20 protein-coding genes and 1 pseudogene are annotated in these 23,661 nt (G+C 43.4%); 10 read left to right on the forward strand and 11 right to left on the reverse strand.

Features of this window, described 5'->3' with window-relative positions; genetic code table 11:
- Positions 1-69: 69 nt before the first annotated feature.
- Together AAEY75_RS09045 and AAEY75_RS09050 are read left to right on the forward strand one after the other, a co-directional pair.
- Complete coding sequence (locus AAEY75_RS09045; protein ID WP_197100100.1) at positions 70-1,713, forward strand: BCCT family transporter; 1,644 nt, start codon at positions 70-72, stop codon at positions 1,711-1,713.
- A 201-nt stretch (positions 1,714-1,914) separates the two neighbouring features.
- Positions 1,915-3,570, forward strand: a complete 1,656-nt coding sequence (locus AAEY75_RS09050) for a BCCT family transporter (RefSeq protein WP_110922762.1) — start codon at positions 1,915-1,917, stop codon at positions 3,568-3,570.
- Between the two features lie 216 nt (positions 3,571-3,786).
- Here AAEY75_RS09050 and AAEY75_RS09055 read toward each other — a convergent pair whose 3' ends face one another.
- From AAEY75_RS09055 to dnaQ, 9 genes and pseudogenes are all read right to left on the reverse strand, one after another.
- Positions 3,787-4,128 carry a hypothetical protein gene (locus AAEY75_RS09055; protein WP_197217721.1) on the reverse strand — a complete coding sequence of 114 codons (342 nt, stop codon included), beginning with the start codon at positions 4,126-4,128 and terminating at the stop codon, positions 3,787-3,789.
- Between the two features lie 228 nt (positions 4,129-4,356).
- Positions 4,357-4,713, reverse strand: coding sequence for a DUF3144 domain-containing protein (locus AAEY75_RS09060; protein ID WP_110922764.1), 357 nt, complete (start codon positions 4,711-4,713; stop codon positions 4,357-4,359).
- Positions 4,714-4,784: 71 nt separating this feature from the next.
- Positions 4,785-5,951, reverse strand: a complete 1,167-nt coding sequence (gene metK / locus AAEY75_RS09065; RefSeq protein ID WP_110922765.1) for a methionine adenosyltransferase — start codon at positions 5,949-5,951, stop codon at positions 4,785-4,787.
- A 161-nt stretch (positions 5,952-6,112) separates the two neighbouring features.
- Positions 6,113-6,709: a DJ-1/PfpI family protein gene (locus tag AAEY75_RS09070; RefSeq protein ID WP_352259407.1), complete on the reverse strand. Its 597-nt coding sequence runs from the start codon at positions 6,707-6,709 to the stop codon at positions 6,113-6,115.
- A gap of 49 nt (positions 6,710-6,758) precedes the next feature.
- Positions 6,759-7,403, reverse strand: a complete 645-nt coding sequence (nth, locus tag AAEY75_RS09075; RefSeq protein WP_502944399.1) for an endonuclease III — start codon at positions 7,401-7,403, stop codon at positions 6,759-6,761.
- A gap of 182 nt (positions 7,404-7,585) precedes the next feature.
- Complete coding sequence (locus tag AAEY75_RS09080; RefSeq protein WP_197217820.1) at positions 7,586-8,419, reverse strand: RnfABCDGE type electron transport complex subunit B; 834 nt, start codon at positions 8,417-8,419, stop codon at positions 7,586-7,588.
- A gap of 231 nt (positions 8,420-8,650) precedes the next feature.
- Positions 8,651-9,673 (reverse strand): NAD(+) diphosphatase, encoded by a 1,023-nt coding sequence (gene nudC, locus AAEY75_RS09085; protein WP_352259408.1) that lies wholly within the window; start codon positions 9,671-9,673, stop codon positions 8,651-8,653.
- 144 nt (positions 9,674-9,817) lie between these two features.
- Entirely contained in the window at positions 9,818-11,500 is a 1,683-nt protein-coding gene (locus AAEY75_RS09090; RefSeq protein WP_197217724.1) for a hypothetical protein, read from the reverse strand.
- A gap of 148 nt (positions 11,501-11,648) precedes the next feature.
- Positions 11,649-13,312, reverse strand: a pseudogene (dnaQ, locus tag AAEY75_RS09095) (DNA polymerase III subunit epsilon).
- 356 nt (positions 13,313-13,668) lie between these two features.
- Between dnaQ and AAEY75_RS09100 the strand changes: the two are divergent.
- Together AAEY75_RS09100 and AAEY75_RS09105 are read left to right on the forward strand one after the other, a co-directional pair.
- On the forward strand, positions 13,669-14,220 hold the full coding sequence (locus AAEY75_RS09100; protein WP_227681437.1) for a hypothetical protein: 552 nt from the start codon (positions 13,669-13,671) through the stop codon (positions 14,218-14,220).
- A 113-nt stretch (positions 14,221-14,333) separates the two neighbouring features.
- Positions 14,334-14,639, forward strand: a complete 306-nt coding sequence (locus AAEY75_RS09105) for a hypothetical protein (protein ID WP_110922770.1) — start codon at positions 14,334-14,336, stop codon at positions 14,637-14,639.
- Positions 14,640-14,734: 95 nt separating this feature from the next.
- Here AAEY75_RS09105 and AAEY75_RS09110 read toward each other — a convergent pair whose 3' ends face one another.
- Positions 14,735-15,145 carry a YkvA family protein gene (locus AAEY75_RS09110; protein WP_197217725.1) on the reverse strand — a complete coding sequence of 137 codons (411 nt, stop codon included), beginning with the start codon at positions 15,143-15,145 and terminating at the stop codon, positions 14,735-14,737.
- 358 nt (positions 15,146-15,503) lie between these two features.
- On the opposite strand from AAEY75_RS09110, the gene AAEY75_RS09115 reads away from it, so the two are divergent.
- On the forward strand, positions 15,504-16,787 hold the full coding sequence (locus AAEY75_RS09115) for an LD-carboxypeptidase (protein ID WP_352259409.1): 1,284 nt from the start codon (positions 15,504-15,506) through the stop codon (positions 16,785-16,787).
- A 43-nt stretch (positions 16,788-16,830) separates the two neighbouring features.
- Here AAEY75_RS09115 and AAEY75_RS09120 read toward each other — a convergent pair whose 3' ends face one another.
- Entirely contained in the window at positions 16,831-17,853 is a 1,023-nt protein-coding gene (locus AAEY75_RS09120) for a GlxA family transcriptional regulator (protein WP_197217728.1), read from the reverse strand.
- A gap of 182 nt (positions 17,854-18,035) precedes the next feature.
- Here AAEY75_RS09120 and AAEY75_RS09125 point away from each other — a divergent pair, with 182 nt between their 5' ends.
- The 5 genes from AAEY75_RS09125 to AAEY75_RS09145 all read left to right on the forward strand — a co-directional run bounded on the left by AAEY75_RS09125 (position 18,036) and on the right by AAEY75_RS09145 (position 23,648).
- Positions 18,036-19,841 (forward strand): acyl-CoA dehydrogenase family protein, encoded by a 1,806-nt coding sequence (locus tag AAEY75_RS09125; protein WP_352259410.1) that lies wholly within the window; start codon positions 18,036-18,038, stop codon positions 19,839-19,841.
- A 22-nt stretch (positions 19,842-19,863) separates the two neighbouring features.
- Entirely contained in the window at positions 19,864-20,871 is a 1,008-nt protein-coding gene (locus AAEY75_RS09130) for an NADP-dependent oxidoreductase (RefSeq protein ID WP_197217730.1), read from the forward strand.
- Between the two features lie 3 nt (positions 20,872-20,874).
- Positions 20,875-21,657 carry an SDR family NAD(P)-dependent oxidoreductase gene (locus tag AAEY75_RS09135; RefSeq protein WP_197100110.1) on the forward strand — a complete coding sequence of 261 codons (783 nt, stop codon included), beginning with the start codon at positions 20,875-20,877 and terminating at the stop codon, positions 21,655-21,657.
- A 162-nt stretch (positions 21,658-21,819) separates the two neighbouring features.
- Complete coding sequence (locus AAEY75_RS09140) at positions 21,820-22,584, forward strand: SDR family oxidoreductase (protein ID WP_265090116.1); 765 nt, start codon at positions 21,820-21,822, stop codon at positions 22,582-22,584.
- Positions 22,585-22,805: 221 nt separating this feature from the next.
- Positions 22,806-23,648 (forward strand): HpcH/HpaI aldolase/citrate lyase family protein, encoded by an 843-nt coding sequence (locus AAEY75_RS09145; protein WP_352259411.1) that lies wholly within the window; start codon positions 22,806-22,808, stop codon positions 23,646-23,648.
- Positions 23,649-23,661: the final 13 nt, after the last annotated feature.

Genomic DNA, 23,661 nt, shown 5'->3' on the forward strand with positions numbered 1-23,661 from the left:
TTTTGTAAAAGATTGATAGTTAAGGCCTATTTTGTTAAGGTAATGTTCCTTGGATTTTGAGACTTGCACATGGAAGAAGTAAAAGTAGGCAGATTAGGACCTTTTCCACGGGTGAGTAAACCTGTGTTTATTACATCGTCACTGTTGATAATTGGATTCATTATTTTTGGTGCACTTTTCACTGAAACAGCAGGGGCCGTCTTTAGTTTTTTACAAAATTTCATTACTGATAAGTTTGGTTGGCTGTTTATTCTCTTAGTCAATGCGGCGCTCGCGCTTTGTATTTACTTGGCAATGAGTCGCTATGGCGACATTCGGCTAGGCAATCAAACGGAGCGACCACAGTACAATCTGTTCTCTTGGATTGGTATGTTGTTTTCTGCAGGTATTGGTATTGGCTTAGTTTATTGGGGTACAGCGGAGCCGTTGTATCACTTTATGGCACCACCAATGGGCGATGCCGAAACGGTAGCAGCTGCAAAGCAAGCGATGAACATCTCATTTATGCATTGGGGTCTACACGCTTGGGGTATCTATACGGTTGTGGCGCTGTCTTTAGCGTACTTCCATTTCCGTCGTGGGTTGCCGTTATCGATTCGATCAACTCTGTATCCTTTGCTCGGCAAAAGAATCTATGGCCGATGGGGGCATACGGTCGATATCTTGGCAGTGTTCGGTACGATGTTTGGCGTGGTTACCTCACTAGGTCTTGGCGTGATGCAGATCAATTCTGGACTAGAGAAGTTGTTTGGTACGCCTAATAGTCTTACGGTACAGTTTGGTTTGATTGCGTTTATTACAGCGCTTGCAGCCGCTTCTGTTATGATGGGCTTGGACAAAGGTATTAAGCGCCTTAGTGATATAAATATTGGATTCACAATCGTCTTATTGGCGTTTATGGTCATCTTAGGGCCGACGCTGTTTATCTTTGATAGCTTTATTGAAAACATCGGCAACTATCTGACCGTGATTGTACCACTAGGTACGTGGGGCGAGTCTTATAGCGGGACAGATTGGCAAAGTAGTTGGACGATATTTTATTGGGCATGGTGGGTTAGTTGGGCACCATTCGTTGGTATCTTTATTGCCCGTATCTCTCGCGGTCGTACTATCCGTGAATTTACGCTTGGGGTGTTGTTGATCCCAATGCTTATCTTGTTCTTCTGGTTCACGACTTTTGGTGGCGTTGCTGTTCATATGGAGCTTGCTTCAGCCGTGTCGGGTATCAGCCCAGGATTGGTTGAAGCAGTACAAGCGGATTCTGGTAGTGCCATCTTTAAGTTGGTTGAGTACTACCCATTGGCAAAACCGATTACGCTACTGATTGTGGTTATGATCATGCTATGGTTTGTGACCTCATCAGACTCGGCCAGTTTTGTTATCGATATGCTGACCGCTGGTGGTGATACCAATCCTCCAAAGATTCAGCGTTTGTTTTGGGCAACAACAGAAGGCGTTATCGCTGCTATATTGCTAGCGGCTGGTGGACTATCTGCCTTACAAGCGGCGGCTATCGTAGCCGGACTACCGTTTGCCTTAGTGATTTTTGTCATGATGTATGCGTTGTTACGAGGTTTGAGTCGTGATCGTCTGATTCTATATCGAGCTCAGCAAGGCTTTATTACTGATGAATCAGCAGACCATAATTCAGCGAATGAATTCGTTGATGAGCACTTGTTAAAAGGGCCACCTAAGATTGTAGAGGGTGACTAATTATCAAAGATAACTAATAATTGTTGCAGCATTTATTGTTAATTAAGTTGCACTGATTAGTAGTGACGTTCGAAAAAACCCCTAAAATACGCAGGTATTTTGGGGTTTTTTATATTTTCAATTGTAATGAATATCTGCTTAGATTTGATAGTTTGCGCATATCTTGTTAAGGTAGCCACCCCAAAAAATTGAGATTACGACATGGATCATGTGAAAGTTGGTCGATTAGGCCCTTTTCCGCGGGTAAGTAAACCCGTGTTTTTAACTTCAGCGTTGTTAATTCTTGCGTTTATTATCTTCGGCACTCTCTTTAGTGAGCAAGCAGAGCTGGTCTTTGGTCATGCAAAAGCCTTTGTGTCTTTACGCTTTGGCTGGTTTTTTATTGTGGTTGTCAACTTAACATTGGTGATGAGCATCTATATGATATTTAGTCGCTATGGCGATATCAGGCTTGGTCATCAAAATGAAAAACCAGAATATAACCTATTATCTTGGATTGGCATGTTGTTTTCCGCTGGTATCGGTATTGGGCTGCTTTATTGGGGAACAGCTGAACCGTTGTACCATTTTATGGCACCGCCATTAGGAGAAGCTGAAACGGTCGCTGCCGCCAAACAAGCGATGAATATATCGTTTCTACATTATGGTTTACATGTGTGGGCGCTCTACGGTATGGTCGCTTTGTCATTGGCTTATTTCCACTACCGAGTGGGTTTGCCATTAGCCATCCGTTCGACACTATATCCTATATTGGGTAAAAAAATATATGGGGGCTGGGGCCATACGGTGGATACGCTAGCAGTGTTTGGCACGATGTTTGGTGTCGTGACGACACTCGGTTTAGGCGTGTTACAGATCAACTCAGGTCTTGAGACTTTATTTGGTATTCCTAATAACACTACCGTTCAGGTTATTCTCATTGCATTGATTACGGTGCTGGCAGGATTGTCACTGTTTATGGGACTAGATAAAGGTATCAAGCGTTTGAGTGATATCAATATCTTGTTCACCATTGTGCTACTGAGCTTTGTGATTATATTAGGCCCTACGCAGTTTATTTTTAATAGTTTTGTCGAAAATGTTGGTAACTATTTACATGAAATTGTTCCCTTAGGTCTTTGGACAGAGTCTTATGAAGGTCAGGATAATTGGCAGTCTTCATGGACGATATTCTATTGGGCATGGTGGATCAGCTGGTCACCTTTTGTCGGGGTGTTTGTCGCTCGTATCTCTCGTGGTCGTACCATTCGTGAGTTTATATTAGGGGTGTTGTTGATTCCTATTACCATCTTGTTCCTATGGTTTACCGCTTTCGGTGGTTCAGCGGTGCATATGGAACTGATGGCAGCAGCCGATCCTAGTATGGTGAGTCCTGGTCTTGTCGAAGCGGTACAAGCAGATACAGGCAGTGCTATCTTCAAGCTGATGGAATCTTACCCATTAACCTCAGCCGTTAACTTACTCATTGTCGTGATGATTGTCTTGTGGTTTGTGACGTCGTCAGATTCAGCGAGTTTTGTGATTGATATGTTGACCTCTGGTGGCGATGCCAATCCACCAAAGATTCAGCGTCTGTTTTGGGCAGGTACAGAAGGTGTTATTGCGGCCGTACTGTTGACAGCAGGCGGATTGAGTGCCCTGCAAGCAGCCTCTATCGTTTCGGGTTTCCCTTTCGCTATCGTCATCGTTATTATGATGTATTCGTTACTACGAGGCTTGAGTCGAGATCGTCTGATACTATATCGTAATCAGCAATGGTTCGTCACCGAAGAGTCAGCAGAGCATAACTCAGCCAACGAGTTCCGTGATGAAGACTTGCTAACAGGTCCGCTTGATCTTGAAGACTCTAAAAATTAAATAATAAGTTAATCGAAAGTAATATTTAAAAGCCCTCACTTATGATTAAGTGGGGGCTTTTTATATCATTCAGCTATTTTTAATTTTAATCTAAATTATCTATAGTCGGCTCAATATAATTTGAATACAAGGCAACCGAGTGCAGGTGTATAGGTGATACTTCAAACGAGGTTAACGCTGTAATATTTTTATAGTGGAATGGCTATATATGCAAGGTTATGAGCATTGTCCTTTCACATAGCCTAATGCCGTCGTTGTACCGCATGCTGAGCATGAATTGCCCGCAGTACGATAATTAAATCCTGAATCAGTTTTCACTTTGACACAGACAGGATCGTATTGTGCGGTACACATCGTTTGCTCAGGATTGTAGGGCGGGCATTTGGTAAAAGGATTGTCGCTAGATATCGGTTGGTGATGCTCAGTGCTATGAATAGGGTAGGTGGCTGTATCAGGCGTATCAATGCCTTGGATATTGCTACAGCCAGTTAACGCGATGGCTGCGGATAAGCCTAATAATGACACGCACAATCGCCATGATTTGAGTAAGTGGTTCATAATAATATGTCCTTATAGAAGATAAAGTTCGATAAATCCCTGTTATCGATAGTCAGCCTCAACCATGTTATGAATCAAGTGGTTTCCATCCATAGTAGCCTATTTATGAGCAGTCATCTACTAAATCATGATGAACAAAAAACCCAAGCTTAATCATAAGCTTGGGTTTAATTTTTATCACTATAATGGCTTTCATCGCTTTGCGAGATTTAGCGAAACGCCACGGTGCTATTTGGCTGCTTTGTCATCTTGATTAAGCTGAACATATTTATCAAAGTTCTGCGCATAATCTGTTAGGTTGTCGCTTAGCATTTGGCGATATTGCTTCACATAAAACTCAACGATATCGTCTTTTTCTTTGGCAAAATCATCGCCTTTGACAAAACCGATAGAAGCGACTGACGCGCTATAACGGGCGGCTGCATACAATAAAGAAGCGCCTACTTGTCCTGAATGTGCTTCAGGACCCAATTGGCTGTTTGCGATACCAATGATGGCATCAGCACGTTGGTAAAATGCCTGCATTTCAGGGGTAATCTCAACGTTGGTATCAACTTCGTTGCCTTGAGTCGTGTCTTGAGACATGAGCTGCTCCTAATAAGTATCAATAAATTAAATTTCTAAAAACGGTTTGTAAATAAGTTAAAGCAAGGATTTTATAAACCAGCATCTGCTTTCAAGATTTCAGCTTTGTCTGTTTTTTCCCATGTAAAGGCAGTTTCTGAACCTTGACGACCAAAATGACCGAAGGTAGCTGTTTGCTGATACATTGGCTGTAATAAGTTCAGCATGCGGGTAATGCCATAAGGACGCAAGTCAAAATGCGTACGAATCAGACGAATGATTTCATCGTTACTGATTTTGCTGGTACCAAACGTATTGACAGAGATAGAAGTCGGCTCAGCGACACCAATGGCATAGCTGACCTGAACCTCACAGCGATCGGCAAGGCCTGCTGCGACGATGTTTTTTGCCACATAACGTACCGCGTAAGCTGCACTGCGATCTACTTTTGAAGGATCTTTGCCACTGAAAGCACCGCCGCCATGACGAGCCATACCGCCGTAAGTATCGACAATGATTTTACGACCAGTTAGCCCAGCATCACCAACAGGGCCGCCAATCACAAACTTACCAGTTGGATTGATATGATAGCGTGTACCGGCATGTAAAAGCTCAGCAGGCAGTACCTGCTTGATGATAGATTCCATGACCGCTTCTTGTAGATCGGCTTGTGAAATACTAGGATCATGTTGCGTTGATAATACCACTGCATCAATCGCTACAGGTTTATTACCATCGTATTTTAGCGTAACTTGTGCTTTGGCATCTGGGCGTAACCAAGGCAGATCTCCTGCGCGGCGTAGCTCAGACTGACGCTCCATCAAACGATGCGCATATTCGATAGGCGCTGGCATTAATACTTCGGTTTCATTACTGGCATATCCGAACATCAAGCCTTGATCGCCTGCACCTTGCTCTTCAGGGTCGCTACGATCGACACCTTGGGCAATTTCAGGAGATTGTTTGCCGAGCATGTTGATCACTGCGCAAGTCTCGCCATCAAAACCTAGATCTGAATGATGATAGCCAATGCCATTTACGGTGTCACGAACGAGACGCTCTAAATCGATATTTGCTGTCGTGGTGATTTCACCTGCGAGTATCACAGCGCCGGTTTTCACTAAGGTTTCGCATGCCACACGTGCATGCAGATCTTCACGTAAAATAGCGTCAAGGATGGCGTCTGAGATTTGGTCAGCCATTTTGTCAGGATGACCTTCGCTTACAGATTCTGAGGTAAATAAGTTGTATTCACGCATAAAAGGGTCGCTTAATTGCAGGGACTGTAGTCTACGAACTCAGTCATTATTAAATATATCTAAATGAAAAGACGAAAAGGAATCAAAAAATTATCGTATTTTACCGTGTATCGAGGAAAAACTCTAGCAATGGATGGTGTTATGAGGTAACCAGATAATGATTAAGCGCGGTAAAATTCGTCCATACCGCTATTCTCTTGCCAGTGATATTCGGTATGGTTAGCGATTTGACGTGCGGTATCTATATCATGTCTATCGGCGATAAAGCCAAGCGCCATATCCATACCAGCGCTCACACCTGATGAAGTATAGAATTTTCCATCAACAACCCAGCGTGCTTGCGCTACCCAATGGACCTTATTAGATTGAGATATTACCCATTGCCATGCCATTTTATTAGAGGTGGCTCGCTTACCGTTTAATACACCGCTTTTCGCTAACAAGGCGCTACCAGTACAGACGCTAAGTACCCAATCAGCCTCATCAGTGAGGGTTGTTAACGTTTGCAAAAAGGAGGGGTTGTAGACTAGCTGCCGCGTACCAAGCCCGCCCGGTACTAAAACAATATCAGTCTGATACGCTAACTCTGTGACTGCAATCGTTTGCATAAGTACGCCATGCTTACTGCGGATGATACCACCAGCTATGGAGGTAAATTGAATACGATAATGCTCAGGCAAGCTCCCAAACATCTCGATAGGTCCGAACAAATCCAAGGTTTCAAAATCATCGAACACTAGCGCGGTAATCGTATGCATAAAAACCTCTGACATTCGTTAAAAGATAAACAGCGTTATAGACTTACCTTTATAACTCTAAAAATGCGGCCTTATCCTTAAACATACATTCATCGTACACCGGACAAGCGCCACATTTCGGTGTGCGCGCTTGACAGGTGTAACGTCCGTGTAAAATAAGATAATGGTGTGCATCAACGATGAAATCGTCTGGTATACGCTCAACCAGTTTATTTTCGACGATTAGCACATTTTTGCCTGTAGCCAGACCAGTGCGATTTCCCACCCGAAAAATATGAGTATCGACCGCCATAGTGGGCTGACCAAAAGCGGTATTTAACACCACATTGGCTGTTTTACGCCCAACGCCCGCCAGTGATTCTAAATCTTTGCGATTATCAGGGACGGTACTATCGAATTTCTCAATCAAATCTCGGCAGGTTTTGATGATATTTTTTGCTTTGGCATTATATAAGCCAATATTTTTGATATATGTTTTCAGACCATCTTCACCTAATGCCAATATTGCCTCAGGTGTATTGGCCACAGGATATAATTGCTGGGTGGCAATATTGACACTCACATCCGTTGCTTGTGCAGACAATATCACTGCAATTAATAACTCAAAATTGCTGTCATAATTGAGCTCAGTGACGGGCTCATCAATCGTTGCTGCCAGCTTCTCAAAAAATGGGCGCACGTCACGATTGGGCATTCGTCTTGATGGCGGTGTATCAGCTGTTTTGTGTTTGACGGTTTTACTCATGGTATCTTTACTACTATTTTGGCGATTAGTCATGAAAGACTATTGGCTATCGAGTTCTTTAGGTGATGTATGTAGTGCATGATTTATACCATATACCATCCACGCTATTGTATGAATCGCATGTTGCACGATTAGAGCTGTGATAGCTCCGCTTGTAGCGCTTCAAGATCGGCTTGCTTTTGATCATTTGCACGAACGCTTAACTGTTTCTCTAGCTTTTTAATTTTGCTACGTATCTTGGCTGCTGCAATAGTGTTTTTTGCTTGTGCTTCACTGATATCTAAAGACTGACTGGCTGCATTGTTTAGCTTTGCTTCGACCATGCTGACCACAGGTCTACTGTTGCTACTATCAGCAAGCTGTTCGGTGACGCGTCTTAAGTGAGTGTGATATCGCTGTCTTAAATCTTCTTGCTCTGCTATTCGCTCAGGCTCAGAGATGTCACGTTCAACAGTGACTAAATCGATGCAGTCGACTGGGCAAGGGGCGATACATAGCTCGCAGCCTGTGCACAAGTCAGTAAAGATGGTATGCATGTGCTTGCCAGTGCCGACAATGGCATCCACTGGGCAGGCAGGAATACATTTCGTACAGCCGATACAGTCGTCCTCACGGATAACAGCACGTACCTCGGTTGGGCGTTCAGAGGTAGCATCTATTGGCCACTGAGAAGGCGCAGCGCTAAGTATCGCTTCATGGCTATTGATATCGATAATTTGTGCGATTGCATCAGTAACGGGTTGACCACCAGGCACGCATTTATTGTATGACTCACCCTCTAGCACGATAGCGGCAGCATACGGCAAGCAGCCATCTGGATGCTCGCAAAGTCCACATTGTGTTTGCGGTAGACAGGCATCAATATGCGAGATTTGTGCTTGTATATCCGCAGGTAATGTTTCTAAGCTCAATGTATCGAACAATATGGGTAAGTTGACTAAGCGGATAGTGGTGCTACTTTGCATTGAATTAATGACCTTGCTATCAGTGATAAGTGCAGACATTATACCAAACCCAAAAATCACAATCAGCTATATCAAACTCGTCTGGTCTACAATGCACAATGCATGTACCCGCACTCGTTTTCTTTGCTAATTTGAGTTTTGTGGAGAGTATTAGAATAAATACAGTCAAAGCACTTGTAAATGGTTGCGGTGTAAAAGGCTTCGACTATAGTCAGTGTTAAAGAGTAAAAACTAAATGGGCATACCTTGTTCACGCATAACTTGCGCAATGAGCTCATGAGCAATACTGCCTTTTGGCGGTATTCTAGGCAGGTTGGAGACATCGAAAAAGTCAGCATGGGCCAGCTCTTCTTCTTGAATGATGATATCACCACTGGCATAAGAGGCACGAAAACCCAGCATCAAGTTAGAAGGAAACGGCCATGGCTGGCTACTCACATAGCTAATATCTGATACACTAATATTTACCTCTTCTGCGACTTCGCGTACGACTGCATGCTCAAGGCTTTCTCCAACCTCCACAAAACCTGCAATCAAACCATACATAGGCGACATAGTTGGCTGACCATGACGGTGATGGTGCGCGAGCAAAATTTGCATTTCACCTGTCATTGGGTTTGGTCGGGTAATGGCAGTAATGACACAGGGTTGTACACGAGGATACTGGCGCAATCGACATACTGGACAGATCATGGCACGTTCACCTTGGTCAGCATGTACAGTAGGGCTAGCACAGCGACTACAAAACTGTGTATCTGCTTGCCAGCTTAATAGCTGTATCGCTTGGCTAATCTGATCTGATAAAGCAACTGGCAGATGAGTCATTAGCTGACGATAAGGAACAAAGGCGTGACAACTACTTTCATCGCTTTCATCGATAATAGGCAGTGCAATATTATATGCCACAGCATAATCATAAGTAATCGCACTGGCCGCTTGTGCAGTAAAGGTATGTTTATTCTCTATTTCAGAATTGACTAAATTCTCAGCACTTTTGTTGGTATTTTCTTGAGGGCTTTTATAAGTATTTTCATGAATATCTTTAGAGCCACTGGCATGATCTGCTGATTGCCAATGACTTGGTGCTAGGCTTGGGACTAGGGTTACACGCCCCAGTTGATAAGCTTGCTGATAGTCATCGCCTGCTGCATTTTTATTGTTGAATGGTGGTAATTGAAGCTGTAGAGGCCACCAACCATTAGGGGTCTGACGGCATAAAACGGCATCGTCATTAAATACAAAAGCGTTGGTCATATAGAGTTCCAAACAGTTCGAGACCAGTACGTATCCATATAGATACACACTGGCTTACAGTGAGAGATATAAATGAGGATTTGTAGCCGCAAAGAAGCGGCTACAAAGGTATCGATTTAATTATTAAAGAGTTGAATGGCTAAGCTAAGCCGCGAGTAGATGGCTTAAGCTTTGCTGACCCACATCAAGTGCTTGCTTGCTAACAGGACGATTGTTTTCAAAACCATCCAAATGATGGTCGACTGCCATCATTACATCCGCGATACACGCTAGCGTATTATCTTCTATACGTTGTCCGTCTTCGATACGTTGCTCTAGATAATTTGCTAGCTGGCCTAGCATACTTGCTGGTGTGGGTAGTTGTAAAAAGCGTACCGCCCCTGAGACTTGACGCATCATTTCAGGAATATTTTGAATATTAAGCATATCACGCTCTGGCTCAGCCAAATAATCATTGATGGCTTGTTCAGCACTGGCAATCGCGCTACGACTTTCTTGTATCAATGTATCGTGTGCCGTATTGAGTTGATGCAACGAGATATGAGGGTTGTTAAGTGGCAAGTAGATCGCTCCTGGCGTATGCATTTCTGCCATCGCAATAGCAGCGTTTTCAGCATGCATCAATGCCAGTAGCAGATGATCAAAATCGTCAGGCGACGGTGCTTGCCACTTGCTTACAGCTGCTGCTGCTGTGCTGAGGCTATTGGCTGAATTTGATAGACCAAGCAAGCACAGCGCCGAGCTCAACGTTGTTAGCTCTTCAATAATCTGGGCTGTCTGTGCATCAACAGGATTGATCGAATCACCGCGCGTATAGCTATCGACATTTTCTTTAATGGTATTGATTTGGGTTTGAATGATGCTATTTAATGTATCGGTCAGCTCACGATTAGGGCCGAATAAAAAGCGTTTCATTTGCTCAAACTGAGGGGCTTCTAACTGATTTTGAGCATACTGCTCACGCAACTGTTGTGCAGCTTCATTATCGCGCTGGCATGCAAAACTGACCAAGTCAGCAAAGCGTTTATCCATCACTGGTAAGTAGCTTTGGAATTGCTGCTCTAAATAAATAAGGGTATGTTTCTGGTTAAGGTTCAGCGGTAATATCGTGGCTACATTAGTAACCGCTGCATTGGCTGCTTGCCAAAACAGGCTGCTGGTGTTTGCCGCTATCAAGGCACAAGCTGCACTCATACCATCAAGTTTCTGCTGATCGTCTGGGCCAATATTTCCATCTTGATTAAGCAATGCAACACCAAGGCCACTGCGATAAGCGTAAGTTAATAACTCACTATCTAGATTAAGCTCGTTCAGTGGCTGAAAGTTTTTTTCAGGATTGGCGATAACGACACTGCTGCTACCAAAAGCAGAGAAGTAGTCTGATGTAATAGTGGCATGTTGCCCATGAGCATTGAGCTTGTTAATAATATCCAGTAACAAGGTTGGCTCGACCGACTCTGTCAAGAGTACAAACTCTATGTAGCGCTCTAGTGTCATGATGGCTTCTGACAAATCCATAATCAGATAGGTATCGTTATTATTACCATTATCATACAGTCGCTGTAAACCGTTTACGATGGCAGTATTCAACGCTTCTGCACCAACCAGAGAGATCAGCTTAAAAATACAGGACAGCTGCTTTAGCACAATGATAGAGTCTAATAACAGAGGCGCCTGACTATTATCATCATTAAATTCACTTAGGTGAATCTCAGTATCTTTAAGAGTTACGATGATTTCATCATGCAATAGATGCAGTGACGGTAGGTTGAAGTCAGTGACACTAAGCGTTGGGGCGGTTAATTTCATTTGCGCAGACTGATCCATAAGGAGTTTCCATAATGTACTGATGAGAATAGCAATGGTTTGAATGACGATTAAAAAAGCATTTATTAATAATTTTTTGACGCTTTATATAACAACAATCAAGACTATATTGTACAAATGTCGATATCGCAAGTCATTTAAATGACGACTACATATAGGTTTTGAGTGCAGGGTAGTCTTCTGACAGCGATGTATACCAGTTTTGATTGGTATTTTCATCACTGGGTGATGCCAGCAGTAAAGACGCTAGATTGGCAAGGTTAGCATGTGCTGTCTGTCCGCCGTCTGTTTGCGTGTCTTCTTCGATAGCGAGCGTGACCTGTCCACCCGTCATCGCTAGATAAACTTCTGCTAAAATCTCTGAATCTAGTAAGGCCCCGTGAAAAGTACGGTCCTGCTTACCAACGTTTAGACGGCGTACAAGCGCATCTAGGGTGTTTTTCTGTCCAGGATATTGCTGCTTTGCCATGAATAGGGAGTCAGTCACTTGGACTCGTTCTGCAAAGTCAGTCATACCGACTTTCGCAAACTCCATATTTAAGAAGTTCATATCGAACGAGGCATTGTGAGCGATGATCTCGGCACCGTCCATAAAGTCATATAGTGATTGAGCCACTTGATCAAAAGTAGGCTTGTCTGTTAAGAACGCTGGAGAAATACCATGAATGCGAATAACTTCATCATCCATACCGCGCTGTGGGTTGATATAAACGTGTAGTTTTTCGCCCGTGAATTTACGACCAATCATTTCAACGATACCGACTTCAATGATTCGATCGCCTTTTAGCGGATCAAGCCCTGTGGTTTCGGTATCCATAATGAGCTGGCGATCAGACTCGTGGCGATTTATTGGTTTGGGTAGCAATGGCTTAAAATGTGGATTGGCACGGCTAGTATCACCATCGAATTTTGGTGCATCAGCATCTATACGCATGTCTGTATCTGGCGTAATGTTATTCATCGTTGTATCAGTCATAGGCGTTTGAGCTTCTGGCATATCTGTATTACTCATTGGTTTGCTAGCATTATCATGATGGTCATTCGTGTCTATACTGTCATCTTGGTTAATCGTATGATTATCATGATTTTTATCGTCGTGACTGTCTAATGATTCTTCGTCGAGATACCCTTCATCTACGAACTCGTCATCTACGAACTCGTCATCTATAAGGTCTTCGTCATCCACTATATCTAGACCTAATGGGTCGAAATTTAGCCAGTCATCGTTAGACGGTTTTTGCGCGTTATCAGTCATTATTTGAGTTTTTTTTTAGCCGTATCTTGTAGGTCTGTATCCGATATGTCCGCACTGCGTGAGGTGACACCTAGATTGGCTAGTTCATCTGCCTTTTCATTACCGGCATGCCCAGCATGGCCCTTTACCCAGTGCCAGTCAACCTCTCGCTGTTGGCATAGGTTGTCTAGTTGTTGCCAGAGATCTTGGTTGGCGACTGGTTTCTTACTCGCTGTTTTCCAGCCTCTTTTTTTCCAGCCTTCAATCCATTCAGTGATGCCTTTTTTGACATAGCTAGAGTCTGTCCAAATCTTAAGGTTGTGCTCGTGCGGGCTATGAGTCAAGGCTTGTATCGCACCCATCAGCTCCATACGATTATTGGTCGTCTCTTTATCGCCGCCATATAAATCTTGTGTGCGTCCATCGCTAAAAATAAGATGTGCCCCCCAACCACCAGCACCTGGATTACCTTTGCAAGCACCATCTGTATAGGCAACGGTTGTGTTTGGTTTGGCAGCTAATGGATTTACCGCGTTATTGGTATTAAATGAGGGTGCTGAGGTGCGATTGTCTGACATAAAAAATTATTAACCTAGTAAGTGATGAGTGCAAAGCACAGAGATTTTGCTACCGTTTTGTTCTGGCTATCACTCCATATGCTGGTATTGAGTATAGCAAATCTATCATTAAGATGGGCAGTCGTAATGCACAAAATCGCAAAACCACATATCATAATAGTAACCTTTCCGTTTTCTGTTAAAATAGGCTGGCTAGCGTTAAGGTCTCGGCTATTTGACTGAATAAATATCTGTTTATTGACCTCGCTACGTGACGCTTGAACTGTTTTCCACAGCAATTCAAGCTATCCGCCATCACTGTTTAACAGTAGTTTTTCTCATAAAAGTCTAATGCATGAATGCAGGATAATCCTATTATGTCCTTACGCTCAAACGTTTTTTATAAAAGTCTGACAAATCTAACGGTCGGTATCGCTGTGAGCAGTGCGCTATTTTTGACTGCTTGTAATGATGGTGGGTCGCAACTGGATAAGGAAGTAGCAGCGCCAGTAGATCTCTCTGTGTTTGAAGGGTGTTATACGGTTAGCAGTGAAGAGCCTGCACAGATTAGAGTTAGCCAACAGGATGGCGCATGGGTCATGCAAATGAAAGAGCCTGCAAATGCGAAGCGTGTTTGGGATGATGCTGAGCCGTTAGAGTTGATAGAAAACAGTGAGATACCAAAGTTTTTCTCTATTGATCCTGATAATGTCGACGCTGTCCTTGGCCGCCCTGACAGAGTGCTAGTGCTGGCTCATGTCAAACCTGTTTATGCCAATATCGATCCGCTACTAGACAGTGAGTATTTGTCCTATATTTATCGAGGAGCCAATACTATCTATCGTGTGGAGTGTGATGAGGTGAATACGGATATCTTAGCCAATCCACATGCCAATATTATTATTGATAATGTCAATGAGAGCAGCTAGGCAAGTCTATCAATGCTTTTCTATTAATGCTCCTTTATTGTCTTGTGGTAAAAGCGATAACAAGTCATTTTTTATAAACAGTTAGGTCATCCATATGATCAGAGTCAGGCAATATGAATTTTTTTAGTTATGTGGTGTTGGGCGGGTTTTCTTATGCAGCTGGTTGGGCGATAAGAGCATATATACTCGATAAAAAGCCTGAACCTGAGCAGCCTTATAATCTCAAGCATCCAGCCATCTTGGCATATCTTGGCGGATTTTTTATTATCATGCTAATTGTCTCATGGCTGATTGGTCGCTATGCATTGGGACATGCCGCCATAGATTTTCCTTTTATTATTATCAATAGTTTGGTTGCCACCTTTGTTTGTTCGTTCGGTCTCAATCCCGAAAAAGCCAATTATGAAGTGCCAGACTAATGAGATAGCATAAATGACTGACAGTAAAAAGCCACGACTGATAATCAATATGTCAGTCGTGGCTTTTTACTGTTTACGATGTTTGATGTAGGGCGTTAAGCTTGTTTCTTTACATCCGTTTTTTTAGTAGTGGCTGACTGGCTGTTTTTCCAAACCTGATATTTTTTTAGGTCTTTTTCGATCAGCTTTAAGCAAAAGCCCAGCACTAACGCATCATCGATATGACCGATGAAAGGTATGAAGTCTGGAATGATATCAATGGGGTTGAGAGTGTAAAGTAGACCGACTACGCCTGCTGAAATGGTTTTGTACGGAACCTTGCGATAGTTGCCTTTGTAGTAGTCTTTAAGCAGACTCATGAATAGCATTAAGTCTTTAGCAAAGCGCTCAAGGTGACTGCTGTCTTTTAGCTTTTCTTGAAGTTTGTCTTCTTCATGGATGAGATACTTAAGATCGGCATCTAAGATATCTTCTTTTTTCTGTTTATTGGTTGCTTTATTAGCCATTATTATCCTTATTTGAGCATAGTCAGTATTTTCATACTGTAGTTGATTCAGTTTAAAAGAGAGTCAACCAAGTGAAGATGTAACTGTGATACTTCGAGCGAGGTTAACGTTGTCACTCTTTTGTAGAGGATTAACTATATAACAAAGTAAGGTGTGTGTGCCAATATTGAGTAGTAGTGGCGAGTTAAATGTTCAGCTAATACGGTAGCGAAAAAGTAAATATGGGCAAGGGTTGGGCAACTATCATCGCCAAAAAAACGTCTACAATATGCTGCTGTGCGGTTTGAGCAAGTAGACTGCAAAGATAAAAATGATGCAAAAGTATATTAAAATAAAAACGATAAGGTAGCAGCGAGATATGAGTGCCAAAATACAGGCTTTAACAGATGATAAAAATAAAAATGGTCATAAAGCGATTGAAACGACATCTGGATTGAATCGTCGCCAGTTTCTATGTCGAATAGGTGTTGGTGCAGGCACTGCGGCACTAGCGACTCACAGTATCACTCAAGCACTGGCCTCTAATGCTATGTATTCAAGTAGCAGGCAACTGACTAAAGATGATCTGCCGTCTGCGCTGATGGATGAAGGCTCATTACCACAAACGTCACAGGCGTCATTAACGCAGACCACTTGTATCACGCCCACGATTGAAACACGACTTTTTGCCAGCTCCAACGTTGGAGGTAGTGACGACCGCACCCAATTGGCATTAGATCGTGTGGCGTGTGCAGGTTTTAAAGTAAACAATCCTGCGATTACCAACCGGCAGTATTTACGCTTTGCTGGTACAGACTCGCAGCGAGCGAGTGACCTGCAAAATATTGCTACAGGTGCTATCGCAGCGCCCAAGTTACTGCTGGGTGTGCGCGGTGGTTACGGTGCCATGCGTTTGTTACCGATGGTTGACTGGTCGACGCTGGGACGTATTATGAAGGAGCGCGGCACGATACTCGCAGGTTTTAGCGATGTGACCGCTATTCAGTGCGCATTGCTGGCAAAGGGTGATATGAGTTCGCTTGCCGCACCGATGCTCCATAGTGAATTTGGCAAGACTAAACCTGATGAGGTCAGCTGTCGACAGTTTGTTGAAGCGCTCACCAATCCCAATCTAACTATTGATATATCAGACGCTTCTTTAACTAGTTCTAGCTTACCCAGTATTTTGACCAGTGCTGAGCCAAAAACTATAATTGGTACGATTTGGGGTGGCAACTTAAGTGTCGTATCGTCGCTGGCAGGCAGTGAGTATTTACCGCGTATTAATGGCGGTATTGTGTTTTTAGAAGATGTAGGCGAGCAGGCGTATCGTATTGAGCGCATGTTATATGATTTGTATCTCGCAGGTGTGTTTAAGAATCAACAAGCAATTGTGTTTGGTGCATTATCTGGTGCAGGTGAGGACAGCTATGACAAGCGTTATGATGTTGCCACAGTCATTCGTCAGCTGCACGAATTGACTGGATTACCCATTTATAGTGGCATGCGTTTTGGTCATATCGGACAAAAATACAGCTTTCCATTGGGGGCGACCTGTCAAATTAGCGCCGATACCGTTGGTGGTTATCAGTTGGCATTTGCCAATTATCCAACCATCAAGTCTGAAACCATCCATGCTGAAGGATTGTGGCAAGCGGTTTAGCCATTCGTAAAACCTTATAAAAAATAGCCATTAAAGAACCGTGCTAAATCGCTAACCGTGAAAATTTATCCTGATATTCTTTCGGTGTTAGCTCGGTCGCACGTTTAAATAAGCGCGTGAACGAAGAGATATCATCATAGCCGACTTGCTCGGCAAGCGATTTAATCGTTACATCTCCCAATTCAAGCAGGCGCTTTGCCTGCTCAATTCTGACGGCTTGAATATACTCAATCGGACGCATAGCAACAGCAGACTGGAAGCGCCTGTTTAAAGTGCGCGGGGTGATATTTACCATAGCGGCTAAACTACTGACCTGCAAAGAATGCTGAAAGTTTTCTTCGATATATTCTTGGACCTGTTTAATCAAATGATCAGAATGCGGCTTGTGCAAGGTCACGTTGGTATAGCTATTCTGACTGCCTCTTTTGCTATCGATGATTTGGGTTTTTGCCACTTGCGTAGAAATCTCACGTCCGCAGTACCGCTCAATCAATAATAGCCCCAAATCATAAAAGGCACTGCCGCCAGCTGCACAAAATATATTACCTGACTGACTGTCTGATTTACTCTTTGAATGAGTAACAAACTGGTTTTCTTGTAAGTCAACGAGTGGAAAGTCTGCCTTAAACTTATTGGCATAGCCCCAGTGTGTGGTGGCTATCTTATGATCTAACAGTCCTGCTTTTGCCAGAAAAAAAGCGCCGCTACAGTTACTGGCTATATCTGACTTAGTATCTGCCAACCGTTTTAAATGTGGTATTAATTCTGCATTTCGGCTCAGTACTTTATCGATTGAATCACCAATAGTCGGAATTAATAGCAAGTCGCATTCTGCCACTTCCTGAATATCGCAATGCGCTTGCATGATTAAGCGGTTGCTACATCTAATATCCACGCCACCAACGCTTGCTATCTGCACATTAAATCGTGGCTCTACTGGCTCATCTAAAAATCGTTGCCAACTGACACCAGTGAATGAGAATAAATCTAATGCACCTGTCAATGCACTGCCGAGCACACCATCGAATCCAATAATAATGACTTTAAATGGTTTGAAATAGGGCATGGGTATCTATTCTCCTTTTACTTCATTGACTAAAAATATCAATTTTCTATCTGAATTTTCTAATTATAAGTACTATTTATGTCTTATTTGACCATAATTATGTCATAAATGACAATACGGTAAGGCGTTAAATTAGATTAATATCGATTGATAACCAAATTTAATCAGTTAACGAGAATACTATGGCAGCAGATACGCTTATCAATGACTTTGAATTACCGTTCCAATTATATGATGTATTGGGCACTGAAAATTTAACCGAGCATGCTAAGTTTGCAGAGCATAGCCGCGAAACATTTGATGCCGTATTGGACACGGCCAATAAAATTGCGACCCAATTGTTTTTGCCGCATAACCATGTAGCGGACAAGAATGAGCCACAGTTTGATGGCAAAAAGGTCAGCATGATAAGTGATGTAAAAGTCGCTTTTGATGCATTTCGTGAGTCAGGGTTTATCGCAGGCCGTTATAGTTTTGAAGACGGCGGTATGCAGTTACCTGAAACAGTGATGACAGCCGTGGCAGGTTATTTTATGGCTGCCAATCCATCAACGACTGCCTATCCATTTTTGACCACTGCTGCAATCAACGTCATCTCGCATTTTGCCAGTGATGAGATTAAAGCCGCCTTTATGCCGCGTATGCTGACAGGTGAGTTTACTGGAACCATGGCATTAACCGAGCCGCATGCAGGTTCGTCACTTGCTGATATCAAAACCACTGCGGTAAAACAAGACGATGGCTCATACCGCGTCAAAGGCAGCAAGATTTATATCTCGGGCGGTGATCACGAACTGTCTGACAATATCGTACATCTCGTATTGGCCAAAGTGCCAGGTGGTCCAGGTGGTGTGAAAGGCATCTCTTTATTTGCCGTGCCCAAGTATCGCTTAAACGAGGATGCATCGGTCGGCGAGCGCAACGATGTACATCTAACAGGACTCATTCATAAGCTAGGTTATAGAGGCACGACGTCGACGGCACTGAGCTTTGGTGACGAAGGTGAATGTTATGGTTATCTCATCGGTGAAGAGCATTTCGGCCTGCGCTATATGTTCAAAATGATGAATGAAGCACGCATCGCTGTCGGTTTTGGCGCGTCAATGGTGGGTTATCGCGGATATCAGTATTCACTTGATTATGCCAAAGACAGAACGCAAGGCAGAATCGCACCGAACAACAAACCTGAAGATGCGGCAACTGCCATCATCAATCATGGTGACGTAAAGCGTATGTTACTCGCGCAAAAAGCCTACTCTGAAGGCGGTATCTCCTTATGTCTATATGGCTCAAATCTGATTGACCGTATCAATACCTGTGAAGACGAAACGCTAAAAAATGAGCTAACAGAACTGTTAGATCTTCTCACCCCAGTATTAAAAGCATGGCCATCTGAATATGGGCCAAAAGCCAATGATTTGGGTATTCAAGTATTGGGCGGTGCAGGCTATACGCGTGAGTATCAGGCTGAGCAGTTTTGGCGTGACAATCGTCTTAACCCTATCCATGAAGGCACAAATGGTGTGCAGGCATTGGATTTGTCATTTCGTAAGTTGTGGCAAAAAGGTGGTCTGGGCATTCAAATCCTAAAACGTGAAATAACAAAAGATTTGGAAAGCATCACTACACCTGAGAGCGCGCAACTTGCAGGTAAGCTGATGCCTTACATGGGTCACTTGCATGAAGTATTGGTGCATCTCAGCAAAGTTTTACAAACCGAAGAAGCCGTGACATTGACGGGCAACGCGCAAGCACTGATGAATATCTTTGCCTCAATTGTGCTGAGCTGGGTTTGGATTCGTCAAGCCAGTAAAGCTGAGCAGCTATTAAGCACGACGCAAGATGCTGAGCAGCAGAACTTTTACAAAGGCAAGATACAAGCAGCAAAATACTTCATCGATTGGGAATTACCATTAGTTAAACGCGACATCGAATTATTAACCAACACCAACTCGGTTTGCACTGATATGCAAACAGAATGGTTCTAAGGACAACTCTAAGGAAAGAGACATGACAAAAATTAATAAACAGTGGCGACTAAAAGCAAGACCGGTAGGCGAGCCTAGTGCCGAGACTTGGGATTATACCGAGACAGAAATACCAACTATCACCGATGGTCAGCTACTGATTAAGGTTGAATACATCTCTATCGATCCGGCAATGCGTGGTTGGCTGAACGATGCCAAATCTTATATTGCACCGGTACAGATTGGTGAAGTCATGCGCGCTGGTACGGTAGGCGAAGTGATTGAAAGTAAGCATGAGAAATTTGCCGTTGGTGACTATGTCGCAGGTCACGATGGCGTGCAGTCTTATGCCGTTAGTGATGGTGCTAATCTGTACAAGGTTGATCCAAAATTGGCACCATTGTCTTATTACTTGGGCGTGCTCGGTATGCCAGGTATGACAGGATATTTTGGGTTGCTAAAAACAGGTCAGCCAAAAGCTGGTGAGACCGTTGTCGTCTCTGGTGCTGCCGGTGCTGTTGGTAGCTTAGTTGGTCAAATTGCCAAAATCAAAGGCTGCCGCGTTGTCGGTATCGCGGGCGGCGCTGAGAAATGCAAGTTCTTAGTTGATGAGCTTGGGTTCGATGCGACGATTGATTACAAAAATGAAGATGTGAAAAAAGCACTGAAGAAAACCTGCCCAGACGGCGTCGACGTGTACTTTGACAACGTAGGCGGTGATATTTTAAATGATGTGCTCACACAAATAAACCTGCATGCGCGTATCGTCATTTGCGGGGCTATCAGTCAGTATAACAACACCACAGAAGTCAAAGGCCCATCGAACTATTTATCATTGTTGGTCAATCGTGCCCGCATGGAAGGTATCGTGGTATTCGATAATCTCAAAGAATATCCAGTCGCTATGAAAGATATCGCTGGCTGGATTCAGTCAGGTGATATGAAAGTGAAAGACCATGTCGTTGAAGGTATCGAGACGTTCCCAGATACCTTGATGATGCTCTTTAACGGTGAAAACTTCGGCAAACTAGTACTTAAGGTAGAGGGATAGATCATGACACTGAATACAAACGGAATTGCATCAGATGTAACGGGTAAACGAATTTTGATCACGGGCGGTGCGTCAGGCATCGGAGCAGCAAGTGCGTTATTGCTAGCCAGTCGTGGCGCAAAAGTTGTGATTGGTGATATGGCAGAAGAGATGGGTGCTGCGGTTGCCAAGCAAGGTCAAGATGCTGGTAACAGTATCGTCTTCAAAAAAGTAGACGTGACTAGCGGTGATGAAGTGCGTGCGTTGTTCGACTTTGCAGTAGAAACGCTTGGCGGCTTAGATGTGGTGGTAAACAATGCTGGTATCGACCACAAGCCTTCACCAATGCATGAGCTAAGCGACGATGATTTTGATCGTAATATCGCAGTGAATTTAAAAGGTGTTTGGCACTGTATGCGTGCCGCTGTCAATTGTATGATCCCTAATGGCGGTGGTCATGTGATTAACGTGGCGTCTATTGCTGGTCTGCGTTCAGCGCCAATGATATCAGCTTATAGCGCTGCTAAACATGGCGTTATGGGTCTGACCAAGTCTGCTGCCCATGAATATGCCCGCGCCAATATTCGTTTTAACGCGGTATGCCCAAGCTTCATTGATACGCCTATGGTACGCAATACGATGGCAACGATGGATGAGCGTACGCAGCAAGCAACGATTAAGGCCAGTCCACTGCGCCGTCTAGGAGATGTGAATGAAATCTCTAGTGCGATTGCATGGCTAGCTAGTGATGAGAGTACCTTTATGAATGGTCATGCCTTTACACTCGATGGTGGTATGCTAGCGTAACTGTGGTAATTGAGCGCTCATTATTCAATTTATTAGTGCTCGATAATCGCTGTTAGGTATGACAGCGATTATCTGCGTTTAGTTATCCAATTTTAGATACATGAATTCAGTGTTAAAGAATGATTGTTTGAGAATAGACAGTTTATAAAAATATAAGGAATAATGATGAAAGACTTATTTGATTTAACCGGTAAAGTTGCTTTGGTCACTGGCGCTAGCCGCGGTATTGGCGAATCTATTGCTCGTTTATTGGCATCAAGAGGTGCGCATGTGATCGTCTCTAGCCGTAAGATTGATGCCTGCCAAGCAGTCGCTGATAGCATCGTCGCTGATGGTCACAAAGCCAGTGCTTTTGCTTGTCACGTGGGTGAGATGGCGCAGATTGACGCAATTTTTGAGCATATCAAAAGTGAATTTGGCCAAATCGATATCTTAGTCAATAACGCAGCAGCTAATCCTTACTATGGCCATATCTTAGATACAGATTTAGCAGCTTTTGATAAGACCGTTGAAGTTAATATCCGTGGTTACTTCTTTATGTCGACAGCTGCTGGCAAAATGATGAAAGAGCAGGGCGGTGGTGTCATCTTGAATACTGCATCGGTCAACGGTTTAGTAGCGGGAGACAAACAAGGTATCTACTCAATCACCAAAGCGGCAGTCATTAGCATGACCAAAGCGTTTGCTAAAGAATGTGGCCCATTAAATATCCGTGTCAATGCGCTATTACCAGGTTTAACCGATACCAAGTTTGCCTCTGCCCTGACGACCAATGATAAAGTCTTAAAAATGGCACTACATGCTATTCCACTAGGACGTGTTGCGAATCCTGATGAAATGGCTGGCACCGTGTTGTATCTGGTGTCTGATGCCTCAAGTTATACCACAGGCGCAACGATCGTTGTTGATGGTGGTATGCTGGCTTAATTAGCCGATCAGAAAACTTAGAATACAAATTTAAGAAAAGTTACTTAAGAACCGCATGAGATTAATTTTCATGCGGTTTTTTTTGATTTGGTTTTTTAATGGAATGTCTAAGTAATTTTGGTTTTGCGCTATCGAATAAATTGCTAATTTTAAATGAGCACCATCTGTATAGTGGCATAATAAAGCTGCTAACCGCTACTTGAATAATATAGGAATTAAGCATGAATTCAGTGACCAATCATAAAATAAAAACGATTTCTCAAAATACAACATGGCTATTCGTGCCAGCGACTCGCATCGACAGAGTAGCGAAAGCTTTTGCTAGTGGTGCAGATGCGGTTATTGTCGATTTAGAAGATGCTGTGGCACCAGAGGATAAAGCAGATGCCCGAAAAGCATTACAACAATATCATGATAGTGCAGACTATCAGCCGATTTGGCTACGTATTAATAAAGCAGGCAGCGAAGAATTTTTCAAAGACATAGTGCTCTGTCAGAAAATGCCAAATTTAGCCGGCGTGTTACTGGCCAAAGCCGAGCAAGTCGCTGATATAGAGAGCGTATATCAGCTCACCAACTTACCTGTGATTGCATTGATTGAGAGTGCCATTGGATTGTATCAAATCGACAGTATGGCAAAAGCAGTCGGGTTGGCCGCGTTTAGTTATGGATTTTTGGATTTGTGCAATGATTTGCGAGTACAAGTAGGCACACTTGCCGCCGATATCATCGCCAACCAAATCCGCTACCAATTAATCCTGACGTCAAAAGTGCACCAGTTATCGCCACCGATTGATACGGTCTATCCTGACTTCAATGATGAGATAGGATTAAGCACGCGAGTAAATTTATGGTCACAGATGGGTATGTCTGGAATGCTTTGTATTCATCCTAAGCAAGTGGCTGTCGTCCAGCAAGCATTACAACCAACAGACGAAGCATTGTCATTTGCTCAGCGTGTGGTCGAGGAGTATGAGCGCAGTGGACAGGCAGTATTCAAGATAGATGGCGAGATGGTCGATGCACCAGTGATTGAGCGCAGTCGTCAACTGTTAGATAAGTAGGTAAAGTTTGTTA

It is taken from the genome of Psychrobacter sp. TB55-MNA-CIBAN-0194 (assembly GCF_040309505.1).
In the GTDB taxonomy this organism is placed as follows: Bacteria; Pseudomonadota; Gammaproteobacteria; order Pseudomonadales; family Moraxellaceae; genus Psychrobacter; species Psychrobacter fozii.